Source organism: Fictibacillus nanhaiensis (assembly GCF_023715445.1).
Lineage (GTDB): Bacteria > Bacillota > Bacilli > Bacillales > Fictibacillaceae > Fictibacillus > Fictibacillus nanhaiensis_D.
In genome coordinates this window covers 573,806-599,287 of the sequence record NZ_JAMBOD010000001.1, presented here as the reverse complement: position 1 = coordinate 599,287, position 25,482 = coordinate 573,806, and the positions used below count along the sequence as shown (strand labels likewise).

At 39.4% G+C, this 25,482-nt stretch carries 29 protein-coding genes and 1 pseudogene; 27 read left to right on the top strand and 3 right to left on the bottom strand.

Annotated elements, in window-relative coordinates; all coding sequences use genetic code 11:
- Positions 1-2: 2 nt before the first annotated feature.
- Positions 3-380, bottom strand: a complete 378-nt coding sequence (locus M3196_RS03135) for a rhodanese-like domain-containing protein (protein ID WP_251320796.1) — start codon at positions 378-380, stop codon at positions 3-5.
- A 149-nt stretch (positions 381-529) separates the two neighbouring features.
- Here M3196_RS03135 and M3196_RS03130 point away from each other — a divergent pair, with 149 nt between their 5' ends.
- The 6 genes and pseudogenes from M3196_RS03130 to M3196_RS03105 all read left to right on the top strand — a co-directional run bounded on the left by M3196_RS03130 (position 530) and on the right by M3196_RS03105 (position 7,869).
- Positions 530-1,366: a lipoate--protein ligase family protein gene (locus M3196_RS03130; RefSeq protein WP_251320795.1), complete on the top strand. Its 837-nt coding sequence runs from the start codon at positions 530-532 to the stop codon at positions 1,364-1,366.
- Between the two features lie 360 nt (positions 1,367-1,726).
- Positions 1,727-2,515 (top strand): annotated as a pseudogene (locus M3196_RS03125) (ribonucleotide reductase N-terminal alpha domain-containing protein); the annotation flags it as partial.
- A gap of 941 nt (positions 2,516-3,456) precedes the next feature.
- Positions 3,457-5,187 (top strand): vitamin B12-dependent ribonucleotide reductase, encoded by a 1,731-nt coding sequence (locus M3196_RS03120; RefSeq protein WP_251321713.1) that lies wholly within the window; start codon positions 3,457-3,459, stop codon positions 5,185-5,187.
- Between the two features lie 101 nt (positions 5,188-5,288).
- Entirely contained in the window at positions 5,289-6,326 is a 1,038-nt protein-coding gene (splB, locus tag M3196_RS03115) for a spore photoproduct lyase (protein WP_251320794.1), read from the top strand.
- A 110-nt stretch (positions 6,327-6,436) separates the two neighbouring features.
- Positions 6,437-6,853, top strand: a complete 417-nt coding sequence (gene mntR / locus M3196_RS03110) for a transcriptional regulator MntR (protein WP_251321712.1) — start codon at positions 6,437-6,439, stop codon at positions 6,851-6,853.
- 86 nt (positions 6,854-6,939) lie between these two features.
- Positions 6,940-7,869 (top strand): patatin-like phospholipase family protein, encoded by a 930-nt coding sequence (locus M3196_RS03105; protein WP_251320793.1) that lies wholly within the window; start codon positions 6,940-6,942, stop codon positions 7,867-7,869.
- Between the two features lie 3 nt (positions 7,870-7,872).
- Here the strand turns inward: M3196_RS03105 and M3196_RS03100 are convergent, their stop codons facing one another.
- On the bottom strand, positions 7,873-8,241 hold the full coding sequence (locus tag M3196_RS03100; protein ID WP_251320792.1) for an SA1362 family protein: 369 nt from the start codon (positions 8,239-8,241) through the stop codon (positions 7,873-7,875).
- A gap of 19 nt (positions 8,242-8,260) precedes the next feature.
- Complete coding sequence (locus tag M3196_RS03095) at positions 8,261-9,205, bottom strand: DUF1385 domain-containing protein (protein WP_251320791.1); 945 nt, start codon at positions 9,203-9,205, stop codon at positions 8,261-8,263.
- 191 nt (positions 9,206-9,396) lie between these two features.
- On the opposite strand from M3196_RS03095, the gene M3196_RS03090 reads away from it, so the two are divergent.
- From M3196_RS03090 to M3196_RS02990, 21 genes are all read left to right on the top strand, one after another.
- Complete coding sequence (locus M3196_RS03090) at positions 9,397-9,912, top strand: YqhR family membrane protein (RefSeq protein WP_251320790.1); 516 nt, start codon at positions 9,397-9,399, stop codon at positions 9,910-9,912.
- A gap of 77 nt (positions 9,913-9,989) precedes the next feature.
- The gene (aroQ, locus tag M3196_RS03085) at positions 9,990-10,442 is read left to right on the top strand and encodes a type II 3-dehydroquinate dehydratase (RefSeq protein ID WP_251320789.1); all 453 of its coding nucleotides are present in this window, start codon (positions 9,990-9,992) and stop codon (positions 10,440-10,442) included.
- 2 nt (positions 10,443-10,444) lie between these two features.
- Positions 10,445-11,518, top strand: coding sequence for a M24 family metallopeptidase (locus M3196_RS03080; RefSeq protein WP_251320788.1), 1,074 nt, complete (start codon positions 10,445-10,447; stop codon positions 11,516-11,518).
- Between the two features lie 19 nt (positions 11,519-11,537).
- The gene (gene efp / locus M3196_RS03075; RefSeq protein ID WP_251320787.1) at positions 11,538-12,095 is read left to right on the top strand and encodes an elongation factor P; all 558 of its coding nucleotides are present in this window, start codon (positions 11,538-11,540) and stop codon (positions 12,093-12,095) included.
- 394 nt (positions 12,096-12,489) lie between these two features.
- Positions 12,490-13,419 (top strand): stage III sporulation protein AA, encoded by a 930-nt coding sequence (spoIIIAA, locus tag M3196_RS03070; RefSeq protein ID WP_251320786.1) that lies wholly within the window; start codon positions 12,490-12,492, stop codon positions 13,417-13,419.
- On the top strand, positions 13,419-13,931 hold the full coding sequence (spoIIIAB, locus tag M3196_RS03065) for a stage III sporulation protein SpoIIIAB (RefSeq protein ID WP_251321711.1): 513 nt from the start codon (positions 13,419-13,421) through the stop codon (positions 13,929-13,931). Before spoIIIAA ends, spoIIIAB begins: the two co-directional genes overlap by 1 nt.
- A gap of 15 nt (positions 13,932-13,946) precedes the next feature.
- The gene (spoIIIAC, locus tag M3196_RS03060; protein WP_066290831.1) at positions 13,947-14,153 is read left to right on the top strand and encodes a stage III sporulation protein AC; all 207 of its coding nucleotides are present in this window, start codon (positions 13,947-13,949) and stop codon (positions 14,151-14,153) included.
- 13 nt (positions 14,154-14,166) lie between these two features.
- Entirely contained in the window at positions 14,167-14,556 is a 390-nt protein-coding gene (gene spoIIIAD / locus M3196_RS03055; protein WP_066290828.1) for a stage III sporulation protein AD, read from the top strand.
- Positions 14,557-14,588: 32 nt separating this feature from the next.
- Positions 14,589-15,749 carry a stage III sporulation protein AE gene (gene spoIIIAE, locus M3196_RS03050; RefSeq protein WP_251320785.1) on the top strand — a complete coding sequence of 387 codons (1,161 nt, stop codon included), beginning with the start codon at positions 14,589-14,591 and terminating at the stop codon, positions 15,747-15,749.
- A 13-nt stretch (positions 15,750-15,762) separates the two neighbouring features.
- Complete coding sequence (spoIIIAF, locus tag M3196_RS03045; RefSeq protein WP_251320784.1) at positions 15,763-16,386, top strand: stage III sporulation protein AF; 624 nt, start codon at positions 15,763-15,765, stop codon at positions 16,384-16,386.
- Positions 16,383-17,027 (top strand): stage III sporulation protein AG, encoded by a 645-nt coding sequence (gene spoIIIAG, locus M3196_RS03040; RefSeq protein WP_251320783.1) that lies wholly within the window; start codon positions 16,383-16,385, stop codon positions 17,025-17,027. Before spoIIIAF ends, spoIIIAG begins: the two co-directional genes overlap by 4 nt.
- Positions 17,028-17,030: 3 nt before the next feature.
- The gene (locus tag M3196_RS03035) at positions 17,031-17,543 is read left to right on the top strand and encodes a SpoIIIAH-like family protein (RefSeq protein WP_251320782.1); all 513 of its coding nucleotides are present in this window, start codon (positions 17,031-17,033) and stop codon (positions 17,541-17,543) included.
- 304 nt (positions 17,544-17,847) lie between these two features.
- On the top strand, positions 17,848-18,351 hold the full coding sequence (gene accB, locus M3196_RS03030) for an acetyl-CoA carboxylase biotin carboxyl carrier protein (protein ID WP_251320781.1): 504 nt from the start codon (positions 17,848-17,850) through the stop codon (positions 18,349-18,351).
- Positions 18,352-18,363: 12 nt separating this feature from the next.
- The gene (gene accC, locus M3196_RS03025; RefSeq protein WP_251320780.1) at positions 18,364-19,722 is read left to right on the top strand and encodes an acetyl-CoA carboxylase biotin carboxylase subunit; all 1,359 of its coding nucleotides are present in this window, start codon (positions 18,364-18,366) and stop codon (positions 19,720-19,722) included.
- A gap of 17 nt (positions 19,723-19,739) precedes the next feature.
- On the top strand, positions 19,740-20,144 hold the full coding sequence (locus M3196_RS03020; protein ID WP_251320779.1) for an Asp23/Gls24 family envelope stress response protein: 405 nt from the start codon (positions 19,740-19,742) through the stop codon (positions 20,142-20,144).
- A 287-nt stretch (positions 20,145-20,431) separates the two neighbouring features.
- The gene (nusB, locus tag M3196_RS03015; protein ID WP_251320778.1) at positions 20,432-20,827 is read left to right on the top strand and encodes a transcription antitermination factor NusB; all 396 of its coding nucleotides are present in this window, start codon (positions 20,432-20,434) and stop codon (positions 20,825-20,827) included.
- A 22-nt stretch (positions 20,828-20,849) separates the two neighbouring features.
- Positions 20,850-21,713: a bifunctional methylenetetrahydrofolate dehydrogenase/methenyltetrahydrofolate cyclohydrolase FolD gene (gene folD, locus M3196_RS03010; RefSeq protein WP_251320777.1), complete on the top strand. Its 864-nt coding sequence runs from the start codon at positions 20,850-20,852 to the stop codon at positions 21,711-21,713.
- Positions 21,713-23,071 (top strand): exodeoxyribonuclease VII large subunit, encoded by a 1,359-nt coding sequence (gene xseA, locus M3196_RS03005; RefSeq protein ID WP_251320776.1) that lies wholly within the window; start codon positions 21,713-21,715, stop codon positions 23,069-23,071. Before folD ends, xseA begins: the two co-directional genes overlap by 1 nt.
- On the top strand, positions 23,064-23,306 hold the full coding sequence (locus tag M3196_RS03000) for an exodeoxyribonuclease VII small subunit (RefSeq protein WP_251320775.1): 243 nt from the start codon (positions 23,064-23,066) through the stop codon (positions 23,304-23,306). The genes xseA and M3196_RS03000 overlap by 8 nt, the downstream gene beginning before the upstream one ends.
- Entirely contained in the window at positions 23,303-24,184 is an 882-nt protein-coding gene (locus tag M3196_RS02995; RefSeq protein WP_338082922.1) for a polyprenyl synthetase family protein, read from the top strand. The genes M3196_RS03000 and M3196_RS02995 overlap by 4 nt, the downstream gene beginning before the upstream one ends.
- A gap of 701 nt (positions 24,185-24,885) precedes the next feature.
- Entirely contained in the window at positions 24,886-25,482 is a 597-nt protein-coding gene (locus tag M3196_RS02990) for a hypothetical protein (RefSeq protein WP_251320774.1), read from the top strand.

Sequence of the window (25,482 nt, the reverse complement as noted above, 5' to 3'; positions counted from 1 at the left end):
TTTTAATTTGATTTGACACGGCCTGTCCATTTGCGGAATCCGCCTTGCAAATGATGAAGGTTTCCGTATTTTCTCTTTTTTAAGAAATTAGCTGCACGAGCACTTCTTAATCCGCTTTCGCAGTAAAGGTAAACAGGCTGATCATTTCTAACTTCCTTTAACCGCTGTCTCATCTGAGATAACGGAATATTACGAGCGCCCAGAATGTGTCCTTTTTTAAATTCTTCTGGCTCCCGTACATCAATCAGCTGAGCTTTGCGGTAACCTGCTTTAAATTCATCTTCAGTTAGAGTCTTTAAGAATTTTTTCTGATATAACCCCATACCAACAACATAAACCAATAATGCTACTACAACACCTATTAAAATAATCCATACCATAACGCTAGCACTCCTTTAAACAATCTACCCCAATTATAGCGGTGAGCCGCTCTATAGGCAAAGAAAAATATAGAATAAAGCGATTGTTTTTGACACGACCTCCGAATTTGGTACACTAGTTACGAAAGAATGGCAGGGAGACGAAAAACATGCAAAAAGAAAATTGGTATTATATTGATTCAGGAAATTGTGAACCAGCTATAAATATGGCGATGGATGAAGCTTTGTTAACATGGCATAGTGAAGGGAAAATCCCTCCTGTTATCCGTTTCTATGGATGGGATCCAGCAACATTATCGATTGGTTATTTTCAAAAAGTAGAAAAAGAGATAAACCTTGATGCAGTAAAAAAATATAATTTAGGTTTTGTAAGGCGCCCGACTGGGGGGCGTGGTGTTCTTCACGATCAAGAACTGACATACAGCGTTATCGTTTCAGAAGATCATGAGGCAATGCCGCAATCAGTAACGGAAGCATACCGGGTAATATCTGAAGGAATTAAAGAAGGATTTCAAGGTTTAGGTCTTGATGCCTATTTTGCAGTTCCAAAAACCGAAGAAGAACGCGAGGGATTAAAAAATCCTAGATCGGCCGTATGTTTTGATGCACCATCCTGGTATGAATTGGTTGTTGAAGGCAGAAAGGTTGCTGGCAGCGCCCAAACAAGACAAAAAGGCGTTATTCTGCAGCATGGCTCTATTCTATTAGATTTAGACGAAGATAAACTCTTTGATTTATTTAAGTATTCAAGCAACAGATTGCGAGATAGAATGCAGGATGCGTTTAAGAAGAAGGCCGTAGCCATAAATGATCTTCTTGATTCCCCAGTTACGATCGACGATGCGAAAATAGCATTCAAAAAAGGATTTGAAGATGGCTTGAACATCAATTTACTTCCTTATTCCTTAACCGAAGAACAATGGACTGAAGTAGAACGAATTGCGGACACAAGATATAGAAATGACGAATGGACTTTTAGACGCTAACAAATGAAAATCGAAACCTCCAAAAGGTGTCGATTTTTTTCTTTTGGGAGAAGAAGTGAATAAAAAAGAAGTCAAGATATTAATTTTTTTTATGAAAAAGAAGGAATTTGTTAAAAACATTGTCTTAAATAGGTTCTTGTAGTTTCCAAATAATACAAATCTAGTATTCAGCCAAATTTCTGATAAAACCATGTAAAATAATCTTTTCTCTACGTTATTCTAAATAATACTCTTGATTTCAAGTTTGACAATTTTTTTTCTTTGACATGGTGTTTACGTATATATAGTATAGGGGTAGAAGATATACATACAAGATATAGACATTCATCATGTGTGAGAATATGAAAAAGGAGGAAAAATATGGACACAGTTGCAACTGTTAAAAAGGGTATCAACTACGAAGCCCTTAATCAAGATATAGCACAATTCCCTCAAGTACATCCCGTTTCGTCCACTATGAAAACGACTCATAAAGGTGTTTCACGACTGGTGATGCTTGATCGATACAGTTTTAAAGACACAGAAAAGAAAACACTCAAACCGGGTGATTTTGTTGTTTTAACCGTAAAAGAAGATCCAAAATTTCCTGCGAGGGGACTTGGATACATTCAATCTGTCAACTGGGACGATAAAAATGCAGTGGTTTTGGTTGAAGATGAATTTAAAGCAGTGCTCGAAAAGCCGGAAGAGGCAGAAACAGGCTTGATAACACGATCACTCGATGTAATGGACAAGCCGTTAGAAGTTTTCTACGAGCAGATTGCACTAAGAAATGCTACAGGGCTAGCATCCGTTGAAACGACAGAGGAAAAACGCCAGGAATCGTTCGAGAAATTCTATAAAGAGCTTTCTGAAATGAACTTCGTACCGGCAGGTCGAGTTCTTTACGGGGCCGGTGCTGAAACGGATGTAACGTACTTTAACTGTTACGTTATGCCTTATGTAAAAGATTCACGTGAAGGAATCTCAGATCATCGCAAGCAAGTGATGGAGATCATGAGCCGTGGCGGTGGTGTTGGAACGAACGGATCAACACTAAGACCAAAAAATGCACTGGCACGAGGCGTAAACGGAAAATCATCAGGTTCCGTATCCTGGCTGGATGATATTGCGAAGCTTACTCATCTGGTTGAGCAGGGCGGTAGTCGTTAACACCATGGCGACTTAATCTCGTGAATTGCTGGAACACCCTAAAGCTTTAGGAGCTACAACGTGGCTGGCGACGGCGAACGTGAACGCTTAAAAATTCTAAAGATAGTATAATGGGCAATCAGCAGCGAAGCGTCTTTGGAAACAGAGATGAACGTTCAACGACTATTGAAAGTTCCTAACGTAAAACCATTTTCAAGTAGAGGTAACTATGGAACGAGTAAACCATAATCATCGGCAACGAGGTTACGGGGCACGAGACAAGGAAGAATTGATAAATCAAATTATATCGCTACATGAGAAAGGAATAGATCATATCAGAGTTTATTGCAGAAAGGCTATCGTAAAGTAAAAGTTGGATTTACTATTTCTTACTTTATGTTAGAAGCAGTCAGCAAAGATATATAAACTCCCTTATCTTAGTGGCGACATAAAACTGATTAGAGTGTATAAAAAAATTTCTTCTTTCTTGATGATATAGTCTGATCTTACATGAAAGTGTAAGAGGGTGGCAGAAATGTCCATCCCCTCATTTATGAGAGTAACAATAAGCGTGGCGCACAAATGATTATGCTGGCGGATTAAATAAATGTATAGTCCGCGTCGTTCAGAAAATGAGCGACTAGAAAATCGGGTGAATTGCTGGAACCCCCTTAGAGCCAACCTGCTAAGACGTGACCGGAAACGGTGGACGAAATGCTTGAAAAGTGGTTGGATTGGGCAATCAGCAGCCAAGCCTCTAAGTCCATAGTGATATGAGGAAGGTTCAACGACTATCGAAAATTTACGAAGGTAAAGAAGTAGAGTAGGGAGATTTTTCTTCCGAAGTGCCCGGCTCCTAACAGGTAAAGCTGAGGATGATGATATAGTCTAGTCCCGATTGACTTTTATAAGTCATGAGAAATATCTCTAAAGAGAGGGTATAAACGTGGCATCCAGACATTATTGACTTTATTATTTCTAAAATGCAAAATCCTCGTATTTTGCGCTACTTGATTGAAAACACAAACGACGAGAAGATTAAACAAGTTGCTCAAGATAAGCTGAAGTTCACACCGCTAACACCAGCTCAGAAGGCAATGTACGAAGGAATACTTCGCTACAAAGATATTCCTGGAACGGGCGGATTTGATTCGGATGTATTACGAGATGCAGAAACAATGCTTCGAGATGGCGGTACTTACAGTGTTCATAATTCTGAGTTCCTAACAGGAGCTAATATCTCCGTAACGATTACTAAAGAATTTATGGAAGCTGTTGAGAATGATACAGATTACATGCTGCGTTTCCCGAGTGTTGAGTCCTACACACCAGATGAAATGGAAGCTTACAACAACGAATGGCATCAAATTGGTGATGTTCGTGTTTGGGAAGAAAAAGGCTACGGCATCCGTGTTTACAAGCGTATTAAAGCGCGTGAATTATGGAACCTGATAAATATTTGCGCAACATACTCTGCAGAACCTGGAATTTTCTTTATTGATAACGCCAATGACATGACGAACGCTACAGCATATGGACAGAAAGTAGTGGCAACTAACCCATGTGGAGAACAACCACTTGCACCATACAGTGTCTGTAACTTGGCTGCTGTAAACCTTGGCAACATGGCAGATAAAGAAAACAAAAAAGTTGATTTTGAAAAGCTGAAACAAACCGTTGAAATCGGTGTACGCATGCAAGACAACGTCATCGACGCGACACCTTATTTCTTAGAGCCAAACCGCGTACAAGCCTTAGGTGAGCGCCGTGTCGGTCTAGGAGTTATGGGACTTCATGACCTGTTGATCTATTGCGAAACAGTTTACGGATCCGAAGAAGGAAATAAACTTGTTGATGAAATTTTTGAAACGATTGCGGTTACGGCTTACCGAACTTCAATCGAACTTGCAAAAGAGAAGGGAAGCTTCCCGTTCTTGGAAAGCGAGACAGAAGAAGCTACAAATGAACTTCGCAGGCGTTTCATAGAAACAGGATATATGAAAAAGCTTCCTGAAGACGTGCGTGAAAATATCTTAAAATATGGTATCCGTAACTCACACTTGTTAACGGTGGCGCCAACTGGATCCACAGGGACCATGGTTGGAGTATCCACAGGATTAGAGCCTTACTTCTCATTCTCATACTTCCGAAGCGGACGTCTTGGGAAATTTATTGAAGTAAAAGCGGATATCGTAAAAGAATATCTTGATAATCATCCGGAAGCGAACGAAAACGAGCTTCCTGAATGGTTCGTTGCTGCGATGGAGCTGACACCAGAAGCACATGCTGATACTCAATGTGTTATCCAGCGCTGGGTAGACAGTTCAATTTCCAAAACGGTAAACGCTCCTAAAGGATATACAGTTGATCAAGTTCAAAAGGTATATGAGCGTCTTTATAAAGGCGGAGCAAAAGGCGGAACAGTATATGTAGATGGCAGCCGTGATGCTCAAGTTCTGACGCTAAAAGCTGAAGAAACATTTGAACAAACGGAGATCGACCTTGGAATAGAGGAAGAAAAGAAAAAAGTTGTTATTCTTGATACGATTACCGATCTTCGTTCAACAGATGTTACAATCGGAAACGAAGTAGGCAACACATGTCCTGTCTGCCGAAAGGGAAAAGTTAAAGAAATCGGCGGATGTAATACTTGTACGAACTGTAATGCTCAGTTAAAATGCGGATTATAATTTTAATGACTAGAAGGGACTGGAAAAGGTTCCTTCTTTTCTTTTGCCAAAATTAACACATACTAACTCCATCATTTGTGAAAAAATTGGGGGGTATGTATATGGCTGGTGCTAATAAACCGTTCATGCCGCAGCTGATATATTTTGAACCGCGAGCGCTTGAATATCCTTTAGGGAAAGAATTATTCGAGAAGTTCAGCAATTTAGAAGTGGAAATCCGAGAGACAACTTCTCATAACCAAATTCGTGACTTACCTGGGGAAAATGATTTTCAAAAATACCGAACTGCGAAATCTACACTTGTTGTCGGAATTCGTAAAACTTTAAAGTTCGATACTTCAAAGCCTTCTGCTGAATATGCGATTCCGCTTGCAACCGGCTGCATGGGTCATTGTCATTATTGTTACTTGCAAACCACACTTGGAAGCAAACCTTATTTAAGAACGTATGTCAACACAGATGAAATTTTTGCTCAGGCTGAAAAGTATATACAGGAAAGAGCACCAGAGATCACAAGATTTGAAGCATCATGTACGTCTGATATCGTTGGAATCGACCATCTCACTCATAATTTAAAAAAAGCGATTGAGTTTTTTGGTAATACAGATCTAGGCAGGCTTAGATTTACAACGAAATATCATCATGTTGATCATCTTCTTGATGCAAAGCATCAGGGCCGGACACGATTTAGATTTAGTGTGAATTCACAATACGTTATCAAAAATTTCGAACTTGGTACTAGCCCCTTAGAAGAAAGAATTAATGCTGCAATTAAGGTGGCTGAAGCAGGGTATCCACTAGGTTTTATTGTAGCGCCTCTTTATCTGCATAAAGAATGGGAAGAAGGATACAAGGAACTTTTTGATACATTAGAAGCAAAGCTCCCAAAACATTTAATAAACGATTTAACCTTTGAACTGATTCAGCATCGGTTCACAAAACCTGCAAAGCGGATCATTGAAAAAAACTATCCGAAATCGAAACTTGAAATGAACGAGGAAGAGCGCAAATACAAATGGGGTCGTTATGGAATCGGGAAATATGTGTATCAGGATGATCAAGCTGCCCGGTTGCGAGAAACCGTTGAAAAATATATCCAAACGATGTTTCCGAATGCGAAAATTGAGTATTTTACGTAAATTCCGGTAAAGGGTATTCCCTTGTCACTCTAACATTTCTATAGTATCCTTTTTATAGAGACCAATCGGTTTTAGTATAGGGAGGGAACATTTTGCCGCCAACCCCAAGTATGGAAGACTATATCGAACGAATCTACGCCCTAATTGAAGAGAAAGGTTATGCAAGGGTATCAGACCTCGCAGAAAACCTGGAAGTACATCCCTCTTCTGTGACCAAGATGATTCAAAAACTCGACAAAGGCAAGTATGTCGTTTATGAAAAATACAGAGGCTTTGTTTTAACACCAAACGGAAAAAAACTAGGCAAGCGTTTAGTATACAGACATGAATTATTAGAAGAATTTCTGAAGGTAATCGGGGTAGATGAGGAAAACATCTTTCAAGATGTTGAAGGAATTGAGCATCACTTAAGCTGGAATGCTATTGACCGAATAGGTGATCTTGTGCAGTTTTTTGAAGAAAACAAAGATCGTATAAATGAATTAAGGGAAGTACAAGCAAAGAATGAAGAACAAGGACAATCATAACTATTTATGGTTGTTTTTTTACTTTGCAAAAAAATAGTTATAAAGGACATCTTCTGTCGATTAGGATAGTAGTGGAGGAGATGGCCATGCGAATAGACGGCGTATTTTCAGGCGGCGGGATCAAGGCTCTTACTTTGATTGGGGCTGTTGAGGCGGCAGAACACAGAGGTCTTACTTTTGAGAGGGTAGCGGGGACGAGTGCGGGTGCATTAATGGCTGCTTTGATTAAAGCCGGATACAAAGCAGATGAAATGAAGACCATTATTGAAGGATTAGATTTTAAAAAGTTCCTGGATACGAGTAAAACAATTGTTCCGATCCCTTTTATGAACTGGCTGAAACTATACTGGAAGTTAGGTCTGTTTAAAGGAGATTATTTAGAAAACTGGGTGGCAACGCTTTTGGCTAACCGAGGGATTGTTACGTTTGCAGATATTCCTTATGGAAGTTTAAAGATTATTGCATCTGATATAACAAGGGGAAGGCTCATTGTTCTTCCTGATGATCTTGAGGAGTATGGCTTACTTCCTGAACGGTTTCCGATTGCCCGGGCGGTTCGTATGAGCTGCAGCCTTCCATATTTCTTTTATCCAATCAAACTGTTTAATCGGGTTGGACAGAAAAGTTATATTGTAGATGGAGGGGTTCTTAGTAATTTTCCAATGTGGCTTTTTCAACGAAAAGACCGAGTTCCAGTTCGGCCTGTTTTAGGTTTTCAGCTTAGCTCATATATTAATGATCACATACCGGAACATCAGGTGAATAATGCTGTACAGCTTTTTAAAGCATTGTTTGAAACGATGATGCAAGCCCATGACAACCGCTATATCGATTCCCATGATGCCAGAGATATTATTTTTATGCCTGTTAAGCATGTATCTGTTATTGATTTTCAGTTATCGACCGATGCGAAAAATGAACTCTACCAGGTTGGCTATGACAGAGCTGAACAATTTTTACAAGGCTGGATTACAGGAAAATCATATCCTTATCCCGCATACAAAAATCGAGCCTGATCCTTAAAAGGAGGCTCGATTTTTTTTCTTGTTCTTTTTCCCTTCGATTACAGTCAAGTGATGCTCTCTAGCCCGTTTTTTTTGTGTGGTACTTTTCACTTTCTTGTTCGAAAATAACGGTGATGTTTTTGAGGGTTTTTGATTGGAGCCATACCGTTTCTTAGATTGTTTTACTGCTTTTTTATATTTGCCGTTTACTCCTGCTGAAGTCCTGCGAAATATAAAGTAAAAAACGGCGACCACTGCTGCTCCGATCAGAAGGGTTGTAAACAGTTGGCGAGGTGAAGTGATCAGTTGATAAAGGATTCCGACAACAGCCAGTGAAATGACAAACCAAATGATAGGATGCAATCTTCTGCTATTCTGTTGCAACAGTTTCACCTCCTTAGTATTAAACAATTTGACTTGCGTTTTTCTCTCTTTCATAGGATGCGTCACGCTTAAGCATTTCATTAAAAGATAGGATAGAAACTTCTATTTGTTTTTCGTCAGGTTCTTTTGTAGTAAGTAATTGAAGCCAAAGTCCTGGATATCCTAAAAATCGAAGGAAGGGAACATCGCGGAGTTTGTTTGTTAGCTGTAATACTTCAAAAGATACCCCTAATACGACAGGTATAAGCGCCAGTCTGCATAAAATTCTCAGCCAAAGCGGGTCAGAAGGAAAGAAATAATAAATGACCATTCCAACTAGTACTGTAAATAAGATAAAACTACTGCCGCAGCGGTAATGAAGTCTGGAGTGACGTTTAACATTTTCTACCGTAAGCTCATCACCAGCTTCAAAAGTGTTGATCACTTTGTGCTCTGCTCCGTGGTACATAAATACTCTTTTTATAGCCGGAGTTAAAGATACAAAGTAAATGTAGCTTAATAAAAAGATAAACTTAAACAAACCTTCTAAAAGATTTTGACCTAGATGACCGGGTACAATAAAGCGAAAAGCTTCAGCCAAAAAGACTGGAACCAGTGTGAAAACAAACTTTCCAAATAAAAACGATAGAATCCCGATAATGGCTAAGCTGAAGAAAAAGGTAAACTTCGATGGTTTTTCATCTTCTTCTACTTGTTCTTCACCAGGATTAACTCCAAACCGTTCTGCTGAAAAGTTCAGGTGCTGTGTACCGTTCATACTTGCCTCGATAATAGCGATAAATCCTCTAACAAAGGGAATTTTCTTTAGCTTTGTTAAAACAGGAGCGGGTTTCTTTTTTAGCTCAAAATACTCAATTGAATCATCATTTCTTCTTATTGCCGTTACATACGTATGCTTTCCCGCAAACATAACCCCTTCAAGTACGGCTTGACCGCCGTATACGGGCTTTTTCTCTTTTGTCATGTTGGACCCCCAGCCTAATATTTTGTAGGTACTTTCTATTCTACAGTAAAGCTGGATATTCCTCCAGAAGGTATGATTTATTTGTATTTTTCCCATTTTATACTGGTTTTACACTGATTATGAATGAATGGGCTAGAGAAGTTTGGGCAGGTATTTTGTGGACATACTAGAGATGTTGGAGGTGTTCGTAAATGGACGATAAAAACTTAGAACAAAATAAACAAGAAACTCAAACTTCTTTCATGAGCCGGGTTGTTGGTGTAGGATTTTTTGGAGGACTTATATGGTCTACGTTTGGGTTCATTGCCTATTATTTAAATTTTTCGAAGGTAGGACCCGCGCTCGTTTTGGCACCATGGGCATTAGGAAAATGGAAATCACAATGGATCGGACAGCTTATCAGTATACTTATTATTGCCTTGCTTTCGATCTTAGTTGCGATCGGATATCGTTACGCGTTTGCTAAAATAAATTCGATGTGGTGCGGAATTGTATTTGGAGCTGCATTGTGGGGAATCGTTTTTTATTTGTTGCATCCGATCTTTCCAGGACTGGAACCCATGGATACAATCGGTAAAAATACGATTACTACAACACTCTGTATTTATATATTATATGGTGTTTTTATAGGGTATTCTATTTCATTTGAATATAGAGAACGATTTGGCGAGGCCCACGAAAAGAAGCAGTCAGCACAAAGTTCGTAACTATCCAAAAGAACAAACGCTATGATAGAATGTTGTAAGAACATTCTATTTTTTTGTGTAAAGGCTTGGTGACGTTAATGGAATACAGAAAGTCTATCCTGGTTATCAACGGACCTAATTTAAATCGTTTAGGAAAACGCGAGCCAGGTATTTACGGGGAAAAAACATTGGACGATCTGCAGGTCGAGCTGGAAAGAGCAGCCTCTAAGCTTTTCTTAGATGTCACTTTTAGACAAAGTAACATTGAGGGAGAAATCATTGATTATATCCACGATTCTTCCGATGCCTTTGAGGGAATTGTTTTAAACGCAGGGGCTTATACTCATTATAGTTATGCGATTAGAGATGCAATTGCCAGTGTAGTTGTCCCGGTTATTGAAGTTCATATATCAAATGTTCACGCCAGAGAAGAATTTAGGCGGGAATCTGTGATCGCTCCTGTTACGATCGGACAAATCTCTGGGTTTGGATTTGATAGCTATAAACTGGCGCTTCAATTTTTTGGAAACGATTTGAAAATGGGGGAATGAAAATGGAACGTGTAGAAAGAGCAAGGCAATTATTTGAAAGCTTTGATATTGATGCAATGTTAGTGACATCTTCTTCAAATCGTTTTTACTTAAGCGGTTTTAAAGGAAGTTCAGGTGTACTTCTGATTACGAAAGATGAAGCTATTTTGGTGACTGACTTTAGGTATAAGACTCAAGCAGCTGAACAAGCACAGGGATATCGTGTAGTTATGCATACTTCTCCTATTCCTGAAGAAATTGCTAAACTAACAAAAGAACTATCTATTAATAAACTAGGTTTTGAACAAGATGATTTAACATTCTCTGCCTATCGTACATATGATAACCATTTAAAATCTGCTAGTACAGAGCTGGTTCCGCTTTCAGGGCTCGTGGAAAAGTTGCGCTTGATTAAGGATGAATCAGAGATTAAGATAGTAAAGGATGCAGCATCCATTGCTGATGCTGCTTTTTCACATATTATCAATTTTATTCGTCCGGGATTAACAGAACGGGAAGTTTCGAATGAACTAGAGTTTTTTATGAGAAAAAATGGAGCAACTTCTTCATCATTTGATATCATTGTGGCTTCGGGTTATCGATCAGCGCTTCCACATGGTGTGGCATCTGATAAAGTTATCGAAACTGGTGAATTAGTAACCTTAGATTTTGGTGCATACTACAAAGGTTATTGTTCAGATATTACACGTACTGTAGCGATCGGAAATGTCTCGGATGAACTCAAAGAAATTTATCAGATTGTTTATGATGCACAAATGCTGGGCATGAAAGGCATTAAACCAGGAATGACTGGTAAGGAAGCAGATGCTTTAACCCGGGATTATATTGCTTCAAAAGGTTATGGAGATTATTTTGGTCATTCAACAGGACATGGTATCGGTTTAGATGTTCATGAAGGACCTGCTTTGTCTGTAAAGTCTGATACCGTACTTGAGCCAGGGATGCTCGTGACGGTTGAACCGGGGATCTATGTTGCTGGTCTTGGCGGAGTTCGGATTGAAGATGATGCCCTTATTACAAAGGACGGAAATGAATCACTTACCCACTCTACAAAATCTCTTATAACGATAAGTTAAGCATTCAGGAGGAAAAAACATGATTTCAGTAAACGATTTTAAAACAGGATTAACGATTGAAGTTGACGGAGGAATTTGGCAAGTATTAGAATTCCAGCATGTTAAGCCAGGAAAAGGGGCAGCATTCGTTCGTTCAAAGCTTCGAAACTTGCGAACTGGTGGAATTCAAGAAAAAACATTCCGCGGTGGTGAAAAAGTTTCAAAAGCACATATTGAAAATCGCCGTATGCAATATCTTTATGCTTCTGGTGATACTCACACATTCATGGATAACGAAACTTACGAACAAATCGAACTGCCTGCATCTCAAATTGAGTATGAGTTGAAATACCTTCTTGAGAACATGACAGTTCATATTATGACATACCAAGGCGAAACGATCGGTGTTGAGCTTCCGAATACAGTTGAATTAGTAGTAGCTGAAACAGAGCCTGGAATAAAAGGTGATACTGCATCAGGCGGAACAAAACCTGCTACGCTTGAAACAGGATTAATTGTACAAGTCCCTTTCTTTGTAAACCAAGGAGACAAGCTTGTTATTGACACTAGAAATGCAGCTTACGTTTCACGCGCATAATTAAGATAGAAAAGTCTTATTCCTTTGTGGAATAAGGCTTTTTTGTTTCTTTTCAGAAAATGGATGTCCTGGTTTTGTCGAAAATTCGATATTTTCTCTTTTTCGTGGGATTATTTAAAATAATGTGTGGGATTAATCTGGATATCGTGGGATTAATCTGGATATCGCGGGATTAATTCAAATAACGTGGGAGTATCACAAACAGATAAATATAGCAGGTTTTTACGTCTATGATTTAGTTATGAAACCTGCTTTTTGTATTTTACAACTTCAAATGTATATACTTTATCATTTTTCTCATCTAATCCTCTCTTCTAAACCTCTCATTATTGGCATAAAGCATAAGGATAAGCCATACGTTTATAGTACGAGTCTTTAAAAGGAGACATTGGCTATGGACAAAATTTTTAGATTGTTTCCTGATGAAATTCAGCAACTTTTAAGAGATCTCCCTGCTTCCATTATTCAATCTGTTGAAGAAATAAGGGTCCGCATCGAACAGCCAATTGAAATAGTGTGTTCAGGAAAACCGATCTATCCATCTGAAAGACCGGTTTCTGCAGAAGAAGCACAAGTTCTCCTGAATCGTTTGAGTCAGCACTCCCTGTATGCGTTAGAAGAGGAACTGAAACGAGGATATATAACAATCTCTGGCGGTCATCGCGTTGGACTGGCTGGAAAAGTAATAACCGAGCATGGATTTGTAAAAGCCATAAAAGAAATCAGTTCTTTTAACGTTAGGATTGCTAGACAAAAAATCGGCATTGCAGAACCCCTAATTCCGTACCTTTTTCAAAAAAATTGGCATAATACGTTGCTGATTGGTCCTCCGCAAACCGGGAAAACAACACTTTTAAGAGATATAGCAAGACTGGTCAGCTGTGGTGTGAAACAAAGAAATATTCCTTCTTATAAAGTTGGAATCGTGGATGAGCGTTCTGAGATAGCAGGAGCCATAAAAGGAATTCCTCAGCATTCACTTGGGAAACGAGTAGATGTACTTGATGCCTGTCCAAAAGCTGAAGGCATGATGATGCTTATACGTTCAATGAGTCCGCAAGTATTAATAGTGGATGAAATCGGGAGGAAAGAAGATGGAGAGGCCATTCTGGAAGCCATGCATGCAGGTGTTCAGATGATTTTTACTGCGCATGGAAGAAGTTTGGAGGATGCACTGAAAAGACCGGTAATGAAGCCTTTATCTGGTCTTTCGTTGTTTCAAAGATATGTAATTTTAAGCCGCGACAAAGGACCGGGTACAATACAGCGTATTTATGACGGTTCATTTAAAGAGATATACCGCTTGTCAGGGTGTACAGCATGATGAGTTGGTTAGGTGCTATAGCAATATTGTCGGCAACCACTTTATTTGGATTTGAATGGGCAAAACGTATCAGGGAAAGACCTAAGCAGCTAAGAGAACTTAAAGTCACTCTTCAGGCATTAGAAGCAGAGATCATGTACGGATCTACTCCATTATATGAAGCATTTCAGCATATTGGAAGACCGTTAAAAGAACCTCTTTCTTCATTCTTTCTCCATATTTCTGTTCTTTTGGATCAAGGAGAGCACTCTGTTCAAGAGGCCTGGGAGAGCGAGCTGACTGTATTAGCGAAGGAGACATCATTCAAGAGCGGGGAGATCGAAGTGCTTCGCCAGTTTGGAACGACACTAGGCAGACATGACAAAGAACATCAGCAAAAACAGATTCAATTGACTTTGGCTCATCTGAATCGCGAAGAAAAAGAAGCAAGAGATATCCAGGAACGTTATGAAAAAATGTGCAAAAGTCTCGGAGTGCTGATGGGGCTTTTAATCGTAATCCTTTTATTGTAACAGGGGGAACTCTACATGGGACTTGATGTTAACGCAGTGTTTCAGATTGCAGGTTTAGGAATTATTGTTGCGATGCTTCATACCGTTCTTAAAATGATCGGGAAGGAAGATTATGCACACTGGGTAACCTTATTGGGATTTGTTGTCGCTTTATTTATGGTTATCACATTGCTTGATGACTTGTTCCAGAAAGTAAAAGGAGTCTTTTTGTTCCAGAACTAAGGAGGGGGACCGATTGGAGATTATCCAAATAGTTGGTTTTGGACTGGTCGCTGCTTTCTTAGCTTTAGTCCTGAAAGAACAGAAGGCAAACTTTGCTTTTTTGATAACCCTTATGGTAGGGGCAGGAATTTTTTTATTTCTGATCGATAAAATCGGACAAGTTATAACCATGCTCCAAAGATTAGCGGTAAATGCAAATGTGAATATGGTCTATGTTGAAACCCTCTTAAAGATAATAGGGATCGCCTATATTGCCGAATTTGGAGCTCAGATTACAAGGGATGCAGGCCAGGGAGCTATCGCCTCAAAAATAGAGCTTGGCGGAAAGATTCTAATTTTAGTGATGGCGATTCCCATTTTAACGGTAATTATTGAAACGGTGCTGACGCTGATCCCCAAATAAGAAAGCGGGTCATAAGAATGAGGACAAATAGGATGCGGATAAGTTTTTTTTTACTAGTATTCTTCACTTTCGGCAGCCAGACTTCTGCTTCTGCAGCATCTATTACATCAGAGATGGTAGAGCATCAAATCTCATCTATGCAGCTTGATGAAATTAAAGATTTTTGGGACAGCATTTCAAACGAATATGGAGGCTTTTTGCCAGAAAGCCAAAAAGGTACGTTTCTGGAATTTGTAAAAGGGGACAAGGAGTTTTCTTTTAAAGCATACATGATGGGTCTTTTTAAGTTTATGTTTCATGAAATGGCTGTGCACGGGAAACTACTTGGGACTTTAATTCTTTTAACTGTTTTCAGTATGCTTTTACAGTCCATTCAAAATGCGTTCGATCGCTCTGCTATTTCAAAAGTAGCTTATGCCATCATATATTTGGTTTTGATCATATTGGCCCTTAATAGCTTTCATGTTGCCATTTCATATGCAGTTGAAGCAATAGACACGATGCTTAGCTTCATGATTGCACTCATCCCTTTGCTTCTGGCTTTGATGGCGACTGTAGGAAGCATCGCATCTGTCGCTTTTTTTCATCCAGTCATTTTATTTTTAGTTAACACAAGCGGACTTCTTATAAAAAACTTTGTACTTCCCCTATTATTTTTATCTGCTCTATTAAGTATCGTTTCTACCATGTCAGAACATCATAAAGTGACTCAGCTAGCCAAACTTCTTCGGAATATAGGTGTTGGTACGCTGGCCTTTTTCTTTACAGTGTTTCTTGGTGTTATGAGTGTTCAGGGCGCAACTGCTGCAGTTGCTGATGGAATTACGATTAAGACGGCTAAATTTATTACTGGAAATTTCATCCCGGTGGTTGGCAGAATGTTTACTGATGCAACAGATACGGTAATGAGTGCATCGATTCTCTTAAAAAACTCTGTTGGAATTATTGGTGCTGCTCTATTATTGCTTATTGCTATATTCCCGGCTATTAAAGTACTAATCTTAGCTTTCATTTATAGTATGGCGTCTGCATTGCTGCAGCCGCTCGGCGGAGGCCCGATCGTAGAATGTCTAGGGATTATCGGTAAAAGTGTCATGTTTATCTTTGCAGCTCTTATGACAGTGTCTATTATGTTTTTCCTGGCCATTACAATTATTATTGCAGCTGGGAATGTAACGATGATGGTTCGGTAGGGAGGCGTTCGAATTGGGCTTTTTAACAGAATGGATCACGAACATCATTGTATTAGTTCTTCTTGCAGGAGTAATTGAGCTCTTGCTGCCTGGAAATCAGTTTCAGAGCTATATCAAAATGGTAATCGGGTTGCTTATTTTGCTAGCTATGCTTTCCCCTCTCTTTAAACTATTAAATTCTGATATGGATCAAGTGTTTCAAGCTATGGAGTTGCCGGCAGCTGCGAAAGAAAATGAAATAAAAAATTCGATAGAAAAAAATAAAAGTGAAATACAAGGCGCCCAACGTGCATATATATTAGAGCAAATGGCTGTCCCAATGAAAAAACAAGTTCAGGAGGAGTTGAACAAGACGTATGAATTAGAAATTGTCGATCTTCAAATCCAAACGAATAGCGGTACAGATCCTTTAAAGCCTGAAGACATTACAGGTGCAAAAGTAGTACTAGCTAAACATCATGAACAAGCTGGTATTTCTGAGGTGTCAGAGGTAGATATAAACATTTCTGATGCAGGTAACCAAGCTGAAAAAAATGAGGTTCCTGAAGAGATTGTGCATTTCTTGGCCAGCCAATGGCAGCTAGATTCACAGCAAGTAGAAGCAGAAATGGAAGGGGGAGAGGAGTCATCCCAATGAAACACTCATTTTGGGAACAGATAAAAAAATGGCTGCAGCTCAGTGATAAAGCAGGGAATAAACAAAAGTACTTACTTGTACTGCTTCTATTGGGAATCGCTCTTATGTTTATAAGTAAAATGGTTGACTCCCCTGCTAAAAAAGGCTCCATTGAAGCATTTTCAAATGATACACAACCAAATGAATCAGAAGCGGTATTCAAAGATACGAAAGAAGTTACCAACAAAAATATCAGAACATATGAAGACAGATATGCAAATCAGTTAAAAGAACTGCTTGAACAGATCCAAGGGGTGGAGAGTGCTTCTGTCTATGTAGAACTTGAAACAACAGAAAGTAAAAATTATGCAACTGACGAGAACATTCAAAGGCAAACGACATCAGAAACAGATAAAAGTGGCGGAAAAAGAACGATTGAAGATCAAAAAACAGAAGAAAAGGTCGTCATTATTCAAAACGATGGCAAAGAAGAACCCATTGTCATTACAACAGAAAAGCCTAGAATCAGGGGAATAGCGGTTGTGGCTCAAGGTGCAGAAAATCTGCAAACAAAAGCAATGATCATCGATGTGATAACAAAAGTATTTGATATCGGCAGCCACAATGTATCTGTGGTTCCAAAAAAATACGAGGGGGATTAACGAATGTTATTGAAAAAACAAACCGTTTGGCTTTTAACGATGCTTAGCTTAATTATTGTATTATCTGTGTATTACATCACAGCACCTGGAGGAACTGATGATCTTGCCTACTTAGAAACAGGAAAAAAATCTGGTAAAGATGCTACAGTTTCAGGTGTAGCGAATGATGATATGTTTACAGCGCTTCGTTTAGAGCGCGATGAAGTCCGTGATGAAATGAGTGCAGACTATGTGACTGTAGCAGGTTCTGAGGATGCATCCGCAGAAGTTCAGGCTGAAGCGTGGGCTAAGATGACAGAACTTCAGTCGCTTACGATGAAAGAAGCAACACTTGAAACGCTGATCAAATCGATGGGCTTTAAAGATGCTCTTGTCAGCACGATGAATAATGAGATTAAAGTCATTGTGAAAGCAGATAAACTATCTAAAAAAGAAGTTGTTGAGATTATGAATTTAGCAAACGAGCACTTAGGAAGCAGTAAAACCGTCGCAGTTGAATATCATGCAGCAAAATAGAAGGAAGCCGGAGCAATTCCGGCTTTTTTTGTTTTCGTGTTTCACATGTTATATTTAAAAAAATAATCATAGTTTATTTATCGGTTTGTTTTTATTCAATAACGGCAAAAATAGAATAATCAGCCTTCCAAAGGGGCAAACGCTTACAATCTTGAGGTGAATCGTGTAGTATTAATGTGTACATGAAACTTTTGTATTCATGAAATGAGAAATATGGTATATTACTTGTGTTAAGACCTAGTCACAATAGAAGGTGCTAAATAAAATAAACCTGGATAGAATTGTTTAAAGGAGTCGAGATCTTATGCTAAAAATACAAGAAATCCGAGAACTGATTAAACTTATCGACAAATCAAGTATTAACGAATTCAAATATGAAAATGACGGTTCAAAAATCGTTCTTAAAAAGAATGCAGGAGCAGCCGTTTCTTACCAGACAGAAGAAAATCCAGTTCAACCTGTAGTTCATCAAGCACCTCCTGTAAGAGAGCAAGCTCCCGCAGCAGAGCCTGTTAAAGTCAGCCCTGAAGTTAAACAGGAACAAAAAGCTGCAGAAGAAGATTCAACTCTACATAAAGTTGTTTCACCGATGGTTGGTACATTCTATGCAGCTTCATCTCCAGAAGATGATCCTTTCGTTAAACCAGGGGACCAAGTATCAAAAGACAGTATCGTTTGTATTATTGAAGCTATGAAATTATTTAATGAAATTGAATCAGAAGTAAATGGTGAGATTGTTAAAGTATTAGTGGAGAACGGACAACTAGTAGAATATGGACAACCTCTGTTCCTCGTGAAAGCAGAATAGGAGGGTATGTCGATGATTAATAAGCTATTAGTAGCAAACCGTGGTGAAATTGCAGTACGGATTATTCGAGCATGCAAAGAACTTGGTGTTGAAACGGTAGCCGTTTATTCTGAAGCTGACAAGGATGCGTTGCATGTTCGGTTAGCGGACGAAGCCTATTGTATCGGACCCACTGCTTCAAAGGACAGTTATTTAAATTTCACTAATATTATGAGTGTAGCAACATTAACAGGTTCTGATGCTATTCACCCTGGTTATGGATTTTTAGCAGAAAATGCCGATTTTGCTGAACTTTGTAGAGAATGCAAGGTCACGTTCGTAGGGCCAAGTGCTGAAGCAATCAACAAAATGGGTATTAAAGATGTTGCCAGAGCAACGATGGCAGATGCCGGAGTTCCAATCGTTCCGGGTTCTGACGGAATTATCAGAGACAAGGAAGAAGCCATTGAACTCAGTAATAAAATTGGGTATCCTGTAATTATTAAAGCGACTGCCGGCGGAGGCGGAAAAGGTATCCGTGTTGCAAAAAACGAAGCTGAACTATTAAAGGGGATCGCTATCACTCAGCAGGAAGCGGCGACTGCTTTCGGGAATCCTGGTGTTTATATCGAAAAATACATTGAAGATTTCCGTCATGTAGAAATTCAAATCCTTGCAGATAATTATGGACATGTCATCCATCTTGGAGAAAGAGACTGCAGCATCCAAAGAAGATTGCAGAAGCTTTTAGAAGAAACACCATCTCCTGCTATTTCTCCGGCAAAACGTCAAGAAATGGGAGAAGCTGCTGTAAAAGCGGCAGAGGCTGTTCAATATTCCGGTGCAGGTACAGTTGAGTTTATTTTTGACCATAATACCGGAGAGTTTTATTTCATGGAAATGAACACCCGGATTCAAGTTGAACACCCTGTTACAGAAATGGTTACAGGAATTGATCTCATAAAGGAACAGATTAAAGTAGCTTCTGGTGAAAAATTAAGATATAAGCAGGAAGATGTTGAATTTAACGGTTGGTCGATCGAATGCAGAATTAATGCTGAGAACCCGGAAAAGAATTTTATGCCTTCTGCGGGTAAGATTGAGATGTATCTCCCGCCAGGCGGTCTAGGAGTCCGAATTGACTCAGCTGTTTATCCTGGATATACGATACCGCCTTTCTATGATTCTATGATTGCCAAAGTGATCACATATGGAAACACGAGACAAGAAGCTATCGATCGCATGAAACGGGCGCTTAGCGAATTTGTTATTGAAGGAGTTCATACAACCATTCCTTTCCATCTGCGTCTGTTAAACCATGAAACGTTTGTGAATGGTGACTTTAATACAAAGTTCTTAGAAAATCATGATTTAACTTCAAAAAGTGAATAACCGTGGAGGTGCATAAGATGAATGAACTATCATTTGAAATGGAGAGCTATTCATCAGAGTTAGGGAAAGTTGAAATTTCTCCTGAAGTAATTGAAGTGATTGCAAGCATTGCAGCTTCCGACGTTGAAGGAGTAGCGTCAATGAGAGGGAGCTTTGCAAGCGGAGTTGTAGAGCGTCTTGGAAAGAAAACGCACGGTAAAGGCGTTAAAGTAGAACTTACAGAAGCAGGTATTTCAATCGATATTTATGTATCTATGAAATACGGCGTTGCCATCCCTGATGTTGCACAAAGAATTCAAGATCATGTCAGGCAGGCATTAATTGATATGACTGCACTAGAAGCAACTGATATTAACGTTTTTGTTGTAGGCGTTCAATTTGATTCCAAAGAAAAACAGTATGAAGCACCAGAAGTAGATTGATGCAGAAATCAAAGGGGGATTGTTATTCCTCCTTTGATTTTTTTCTTGTTCATTGATAATCATCGAACCTATTCGTTAACTGTGATTTTGCGGTACTCACGATTAATACGGTCCGTTCCTCAAATCTTTGTTTCCTCAGCCTTCTTGCTTTTAAATAAACAAGTTATCAGGTAAAAAACTGAATGTTTTGAAGGGTTTTAGTATTTATTGTTCGGATTGTAACCTCTCAGCTTATTATGGTATTATGCTAGATAGAAATTGTTCGCAAATAGAAAGGAAGTCGGATTATGAAACGTAGACTTGCCAGAGAAAAAGCTTTTCAATCGCTTTTTCAAATTGAAGTCAGCGACATTAGTGTCAGTGATGCGATGGAGCATGTATTAGAGGAAGAACCATCAGATGATTTCCTTATAGAAATCGTTAATGGAACCGTTGAAAAGAAAGAAGAAATAGAGCGTTTCCTAACTCCCTATTTAGAAAAATGGAGTTTTTCAAGACTTGCAAATGTAGAACGTGTTGTTCTGCAAATGGCAGCTTATGAATGGCTTTACATGGATGAAGTTCCTAAGAATGTAACTCTTAACGAAGCCATTGAAACAGCTAAAATATTTGGCGGTGAAGAAGCTGGGCGCTTCGTAAACGGTGTACTAGGAAAAATAATCACAGATATCCGCAAAAAATAATTATTTTTGAGGGGGACCTAGAATGACTGTATTAGATGGAAAGCAAATTGCGAAAGAGATAAGAGAGCAACTGGCAGAAGAGATACAGGCGCTAAAGCAAGAAGGCAATGTTCCTGGACTGGCTGTTATTCTTGTAGGCGATCACCCGGCATCACGTTCATATGTTCTTGCAAAAGAGAGAACTTGCAAAGAACTTGGTATGCACTCGGTATTGACTGAACTTCCTGAGTCCATTTCAGAAAATGATTTATTGGACTGCATTCAATCTTTTAACAATGATGAACAAATCGACGGTATACTTGTTCAGCTCCCCTTGCCCTCACATATAAGGGAATCAAAAGTTATTGAAACCATTCTGCCTGAAAAAGATGTCGATGGCTTTCACCCAATAAATATTGGTAAAATGCATGCTGGTGATGAACATGCTTTTATTCCATGTACGCCACTTGGCATTTTAGAGATGGTAAAACAAACAGGTGAAGATATCACAGGCAAGCATGTTGTTGTGGTAGGCAGAAGCAACTTAGTAGGGAAGCCTGTTGGACAGCTGTTCCTGCAGGAAAATGCAACAGTAACGTTTTGTCATTCCAGAACAAAAAACATCGCAGAACACACACTGCAGGCCGATATACTAATTGCAGCAGTAGGTAAACCTAATATCATAACCGAGGATATGGTAAAGCCTGGAGCTATTGTTATTGATGTAGGTGTAAACCGTCTTGAGAACGGTAAATTGTGTGGAGATGTTGATTTTGAAGCATTAAAAACTAAAGCTAAACATATTACGCCTGTTCCTGGTGGTGTTGGTCCTATGACTATTACAATGCTGATGAATAATACTGTGCTTGCATCAAAGTGGAGAAAGAAGATAAAGGAAGTTCATTAATGCAAAACGATCGTTATGTTCCAATCTCTGCTGTCACTCGGTATATTAAACGATTATTTGAAAATGACGGCAATCTGCAGGATGTATGGGTTAAAGGTGAATTATCAAATGTAAAGCTGCATAGCAGAGGTCATTTGTATTTTACGCTAAAAGATGCAAACAGCAGAGTTAGTGCAGTGATGTTTGCCGGAAACAATAAATATTTAAACTTCAAGCCGGAAGAAGGCATGAATGTATTAATTCAAGGGTCCTTTTCAGTTTATGAACCCCAAGGTCAATATCAGCTTTATGCAAGAACAATGCAGCAGGATGGTGTAGGTAATCTGTTCTTGGCTTATGAAACATTGAAAAACAAGCTGGAGAGTGAAGGGCTTTTTGAGTCTTCCAGTAAAAAAATGCTGCCTAAGTTTCCTGGCAGGATAGGTGTGGTCACATCGCCGACAGGTGCAGCAGTTAGAGATATTTTTACTACAATAAAACGCCGTTTTCCGTTAGCCTCAGTTACTTTATATCCCGTTCTTGTTCAAGGGCCAGGAGCAGCTCCATCTATCGTTAAAGCAATTGAGCAAGCGAACAGTTTAAGTAAAGCTGATGTTTTAATTGTTGGACGTGGAGGGGGCTCTATAGAAGAACTATGGGCATTTAATGAAGAAATTGTTGCCCGGGCTATTCATTTGTCACGGATTCCTGTCATTTCTGCGGTTGGGCACGAAACAGATTTTACGATTGCTGATTTTGTAGCAGACTTAAGAGCACCTACTCCGACTGCAGCAGCAGAGTTAGCGGTTCCGCATCTCGCTGAACTTGGGGACAGGCTGCACCAGAGAAGTGTAAGACTAAAAAGGGTAATGAATGATTTTTTAGCGGGGCATAAGCATCATTTGAACCGTCTGCAAAAATCATATGCATTTAAGTACCCTACCCAGCTCGTTAAACAAAAAGAGCAAGAACTGGATAGAAATATGGATAAACTCAAAAGGACTGCAGAAAGTTTCATTGGTGATCATCAGAAGCGGTTGACACAAATGCAGCGTCAGTTATCCCTTTTCTCACCTGCTGGCCAGCTGCAAAAAGCAAGTGAAAAAGTGAATTTGCTTCATAAGAATTTGCTGAAAGAGACAAACCGGCATATGAGGCAGCATCAAACGAACTTTTCAAATAAAATTTCAAGGCTGTCTTCATTAAATCCGTTAGCGATAATGGATAGAGGATATAGTTTAACGTATAAAAAGGGCTTGAATGAACTTGTTAAGTCAGTAGAACAGGTTAAGGCTGGAGATGCGTTGACTATAAAGCTTAAAGACGGACAGATCGATTGTCACATCACTGGAACGGAGGGGTCTTTAACAAATGGCTGAAAAAACCGGTAAAAAATTAACATTTGAAGAAGCGATGGTACAGCTTGAAGAAATCGTAGAGAAGCTGGAACAAGGAGATGTACCACTCGAAGAAAGTATCGATCTATATCAGCAAGGGATGAAGCTTTCAAAGCTTTGTCATACAAAACTAAAAAATGTTGAGAAAAAAATGGATACAATTATGCACGAAGATGGAAAGGAAGAGCCTTTCGTTATCCAGGAGGAAGATCATTGATTGCTTTTGAACAATATCTTCGTGATAAGAAGAAAATAGTTGAAGATAGAATGATCAATTACCTGAATGGGCTAAATGCTCCGGCTACACTAAAGGAGTCTATGCTTTATTCGATCTCAGCAGGGGGTAAAAGATTGCGTCCCATTCTTGCGCTTGCTGTCGTGGAGTCTTTTCAAAAAGACCCTCAAACTGTTCTAGATGCCGCTTGTGCCATCGAATTTGTACATACGTATTCACTTATTCATGATGACCTTCCATCTATGGATAATGATGATTACAGAAGAGGTAAGCCGACCTCTCACAAAGTGTTCGGAGAAGCTCAAGCCATCTTGGCAGGAGATGCACTTTTAACAGAAAGTATTGCACTTATAACAGATAATAAATATCTTGATGCGGATCAAAAAGTAAGACTGCTTTCTGTATTATCACGTGCTGCTGGTGCAGAAGGAATGGTTGGCGGACAGGTAGAAGATCTTGAAGGTGAAAACAAGGATCTTTCTTTTAAGGATCTGGAGAGTATCCATGAAAAGAAAACCGGAAAAATGCTGGAATGCTCCGTACTTTCAGGCGGAATTGCAGCTGGAGCGTCCGAAGAGGAACTTTTGTCTCTCCAGCTTTATGCCCAGCATATAGGGATCGCTTTTCAAATTCAGGATGATATTCTAGATATTACTGGCAGCCAGGCTCAGCTTGGTAAACCAATTGGCAGTGATGAAGCTAATCATAAAACAACATATCCTAAATTGCTGGGTCTTGAGGGTGCACAAAAAGAAATGGAGAACCACATTGAAATTTCTTTGGAACATTTAGGTAAAATCAACAGAAATACAGGTATATTAGCTTCTATTGCTGACTACATTATAAAAAGAAATCATTAACACATTGTTGCGTAATGGGAAGTATGATATGATATTATTTGCTTTGGAGTGGTGCAGTATTCTAGTCAGTCCCCCGTTCCTGAAGGCGGGCCTAAAAATCCGCCAAAGGGCACATCGATGAAGTTCCTTGTGTTGGCTTGAGGCGCCCAGCCTTGGGTTAACGCTGGGAGTTAAGGTTGAAGGGCGATCCACAATGGCATGTGGGCGATGACCCTTCTTCCGCGGAGGCCCCCATATTTGCGGTTTGTGTCCAAAAGACCTTACTGCGAAATGGGGTTTGAACCTGCTTTGCCGCTTTTCTTGATTTTCAGGAAAAGAAAAGGCGAGCAGCGTAGCCTGCCTTGAGTGGAGCTTGAGGGGATTATGGCGTGAAAAGCCTGTATCGGTTGGCCGCTGATTTTGAGCTTTATGCCATATGAAATCTTCTCTGCAAAAGAGGCTAGGGAATGTGCGAAGGGCTGTTGAGGAAAACTCCTAGACTGTTCTAATATTTTGACACCTGTTAGGGATTATAGTGCGGACTAAGTGGTAATCTAGTCTAACGTTTGGCGACAGCGTTAAGAAGAGAGTAAAGGGAAACCGCGAATATGGCGACATTTCGTACTCTTCTGGGAAAACCTACTGGACCTAAGCCGCAGTCTTTACTTAATAAGGTGACCACTCCTTATTACATAAAGTTACCAGAAAAGAAGGAGTTATGCATGAAGCATTCCTTTTCTAAAACACTTAAATGGAGTACAAGCATTGCCGTTATCACTCTTGTGTTAGCGGCTATTTTTACAGTTGTATCATCCTTTTTCCTGAATGGTGTTTCATGGGCTATCGGGATGGGAATCGTTTTTTTAATTGTATTAACCGGTGTTATCTTTGATGTTATAGGGGTGGCATCCACTGCCGTGCAAGAAGTTCCATTTCATGCGATGGCTTCTGAAAGAGTACCGGGTGCCAGACATGCTATACTTATTACAAGAAACGCTGACCGGGTAGCAAATTTTTGTAACGATGTAATTGGAGATATATCAGGTATCGTCAGCGGTACAGCATCGGCAGCAGTAGTTGTCGAACTTGCGTTATCCATGGGAGAACGTTCAGGCTCCAACCTCGAATATATCATAACAATCACCTTTACAAGTGTTGTAGCTGCACTTACAGTTGGCGGAAAAGCACTAGGGAAATCTTACGCGATCAATCACTCAACCTTTATTATTTTTCAGGTTGGGCGTTTATTATATTTTATAGAGGAAAAATTAAGAATTAAACTGCTATCGCCTGCTAAGAAAGAGAAAAAAAGGCGTTAA

Excerpts from the sequence above, each read along its gene's own strand:
- M3196_RS03090 (WP_251320790.1), top strand. The coding sequence starts at position 9,397 with ATGGACGATAAAAACTTAGAACAAAATAAACAAGAAACTCAAACTTCT.
- xseA (WP_251320776.1), top strand. The coding sequence starts at position 21,713 with ATGCAAAACGATCGTTATGTTCCAATCTCTGCTGTCACTCGGTATATT.
- M3196_RS03135 (WP_251320796.1), bottom strand. The coding sequence starts at position 380 with ATGGTATGGATTATTTTAATAGGTGTTGTAGTAGCATTATTGGTTTAT.
- M3196_RS03035 (WP_251320782.1), top strand. The coding sequence starts at position 17,031 with ATGTTATTGAAAAAACAAACCGTTTGGCTTTTAACGATGCTTAGCTTA.
- accB (WP_251320781.1), top strand. The coding sequence starts at position 17,848 with ATGCTAAAAATACAAGAAATCCGAGAACTGATTAAACTTATCGACAAA.
- spoIIIAE (WP_251320785.1), top strand. The coding sequence starts at position 14,589 with ATGCGGATAAGTTTTTTTTTACTAGTATTCTTCACTTTCGGCAGCCAG.
- spoIIIAC (WP_066290831.1), top strand. The coding sequence starts at position 13,947 with ATGGGACTTGATGTTAACGCAGTGTTTCAGATTGCAGGTTTAGGAATT.
- spoIIIAA (WP_251320786.1), top strand. The coding sequence starts at position 12,490 with ATGGACAAAATTTTTAGATTGTTTCCTGATGAAATTCAGCAACTTTTA.
- accC (WP_251320780.1), top strand. The coding sequence starts at position 18,364 with ATGATTAATAAGCTATTAGTAGCAAACCGTGGTGAAATTGCAGTACGG.
- M3196_RS03095 (WP_251320791.1), bottom strand. The coding sequence starts at position 9,205 with ATGACAAAAGAGAAAAAGCCCGTATACGGCGGTCAAGCCGTACTTGAA.
- mntR (WP_251321712.1), top strand. The coding sequence starts at position 6,437 with ATGGAAGACTATATCGAACGAATCTACGCCCTAATTGAAGAGAAAGGT.
- M3196_RS03020 (WP_251320779.1), top strand. The coding sequence starts at position 19,740 with ATGAATGAACTATCATTTGAAATGGAGAGCTATTCATCAGAGTTAGGG.
- spoIIIAG (WP_251320783.1), top strand. The coding sequence starts at position 16,383 with ATGAAACACTCATTTTGGGAACAGATAAAAAAATGGCTGCAGCTCAGT.
- M3196_RS03130 (WP_251320795.1), top strand. The coding sequence starts at position 530 with ATGCAAAAAGAAAATTGGTATTATATTGATTCAGGAAATTGTGAACCA.
- M3196_RS02990 (WP_251320774.1), top strand. The coding sequence starts at position 24,886 with ATGAAGCATTCCTTTTCTAAAACACTTAAATGGAGTACAAGCATTGCC.
- M3196_RS03000 (WP_251320775.1), top strand. The coding sequence starts at position 23,064 with ATGGCTGAAAAAACCGGTAAAAAATTAACATTTGAAGAAGCGATGGTA.
- M3196_RS03105 (WP_251320793.1), top strand. The coding sequence starts at position 6,940 with ATGCGAATAGACGGCGTATTTTCAGGCGGCGGGATCAAGGCTCTTACT.
- folD (WP_251320777.1), top strand. The coding sequence starts at position 20,850 with ATGACTGTATTAGATGGAAAGCAAATTGCGAAAGAGATAAGAGAGCAA.
- spoIIIAB (WP_251321711.1), top strand. The coding sequence starts at position 13,419 with ATGAGTTGGTTAGGTGCTATAGCAATATTGTCGGCAACCACTTTATTT.
- nusB (WP_251320778.1), top strand. The coding sequence starts at position 20,432 with ATGAAACGTAGACTTGCCAGAGAAAAAGCTTTTCAATCGCTTTTTCAA.
- M3196_RS03080 (WP_251320788.1), top strand. The coding sequence starts at position 10,445 with ATGGAACGTGTAGAAAGAGCAAGGCAATTATTTGAAAGCTTTGATATT.
- aroQ (WP_251320789.1), top strand. The coding sequence starts at position 9,990 with ATGGAATACAGAAAGTCTATCCTGGTTATCAACGGACCTAATTTAAAT.
- efp (WP_251320787.1), top strand. The coding sequence starts at position 11,538 with ATGATTTCAGTAAACGATTTTAAAACAGGATTAACGATTGAAGTTGAC.
- splB (WP_251320794.1), top strand. The coding sequence starts at position 5,289 with ATGGCTGGTGCTAATAAACCGTTCATGCCGCAGCTGATATATTTTGAA.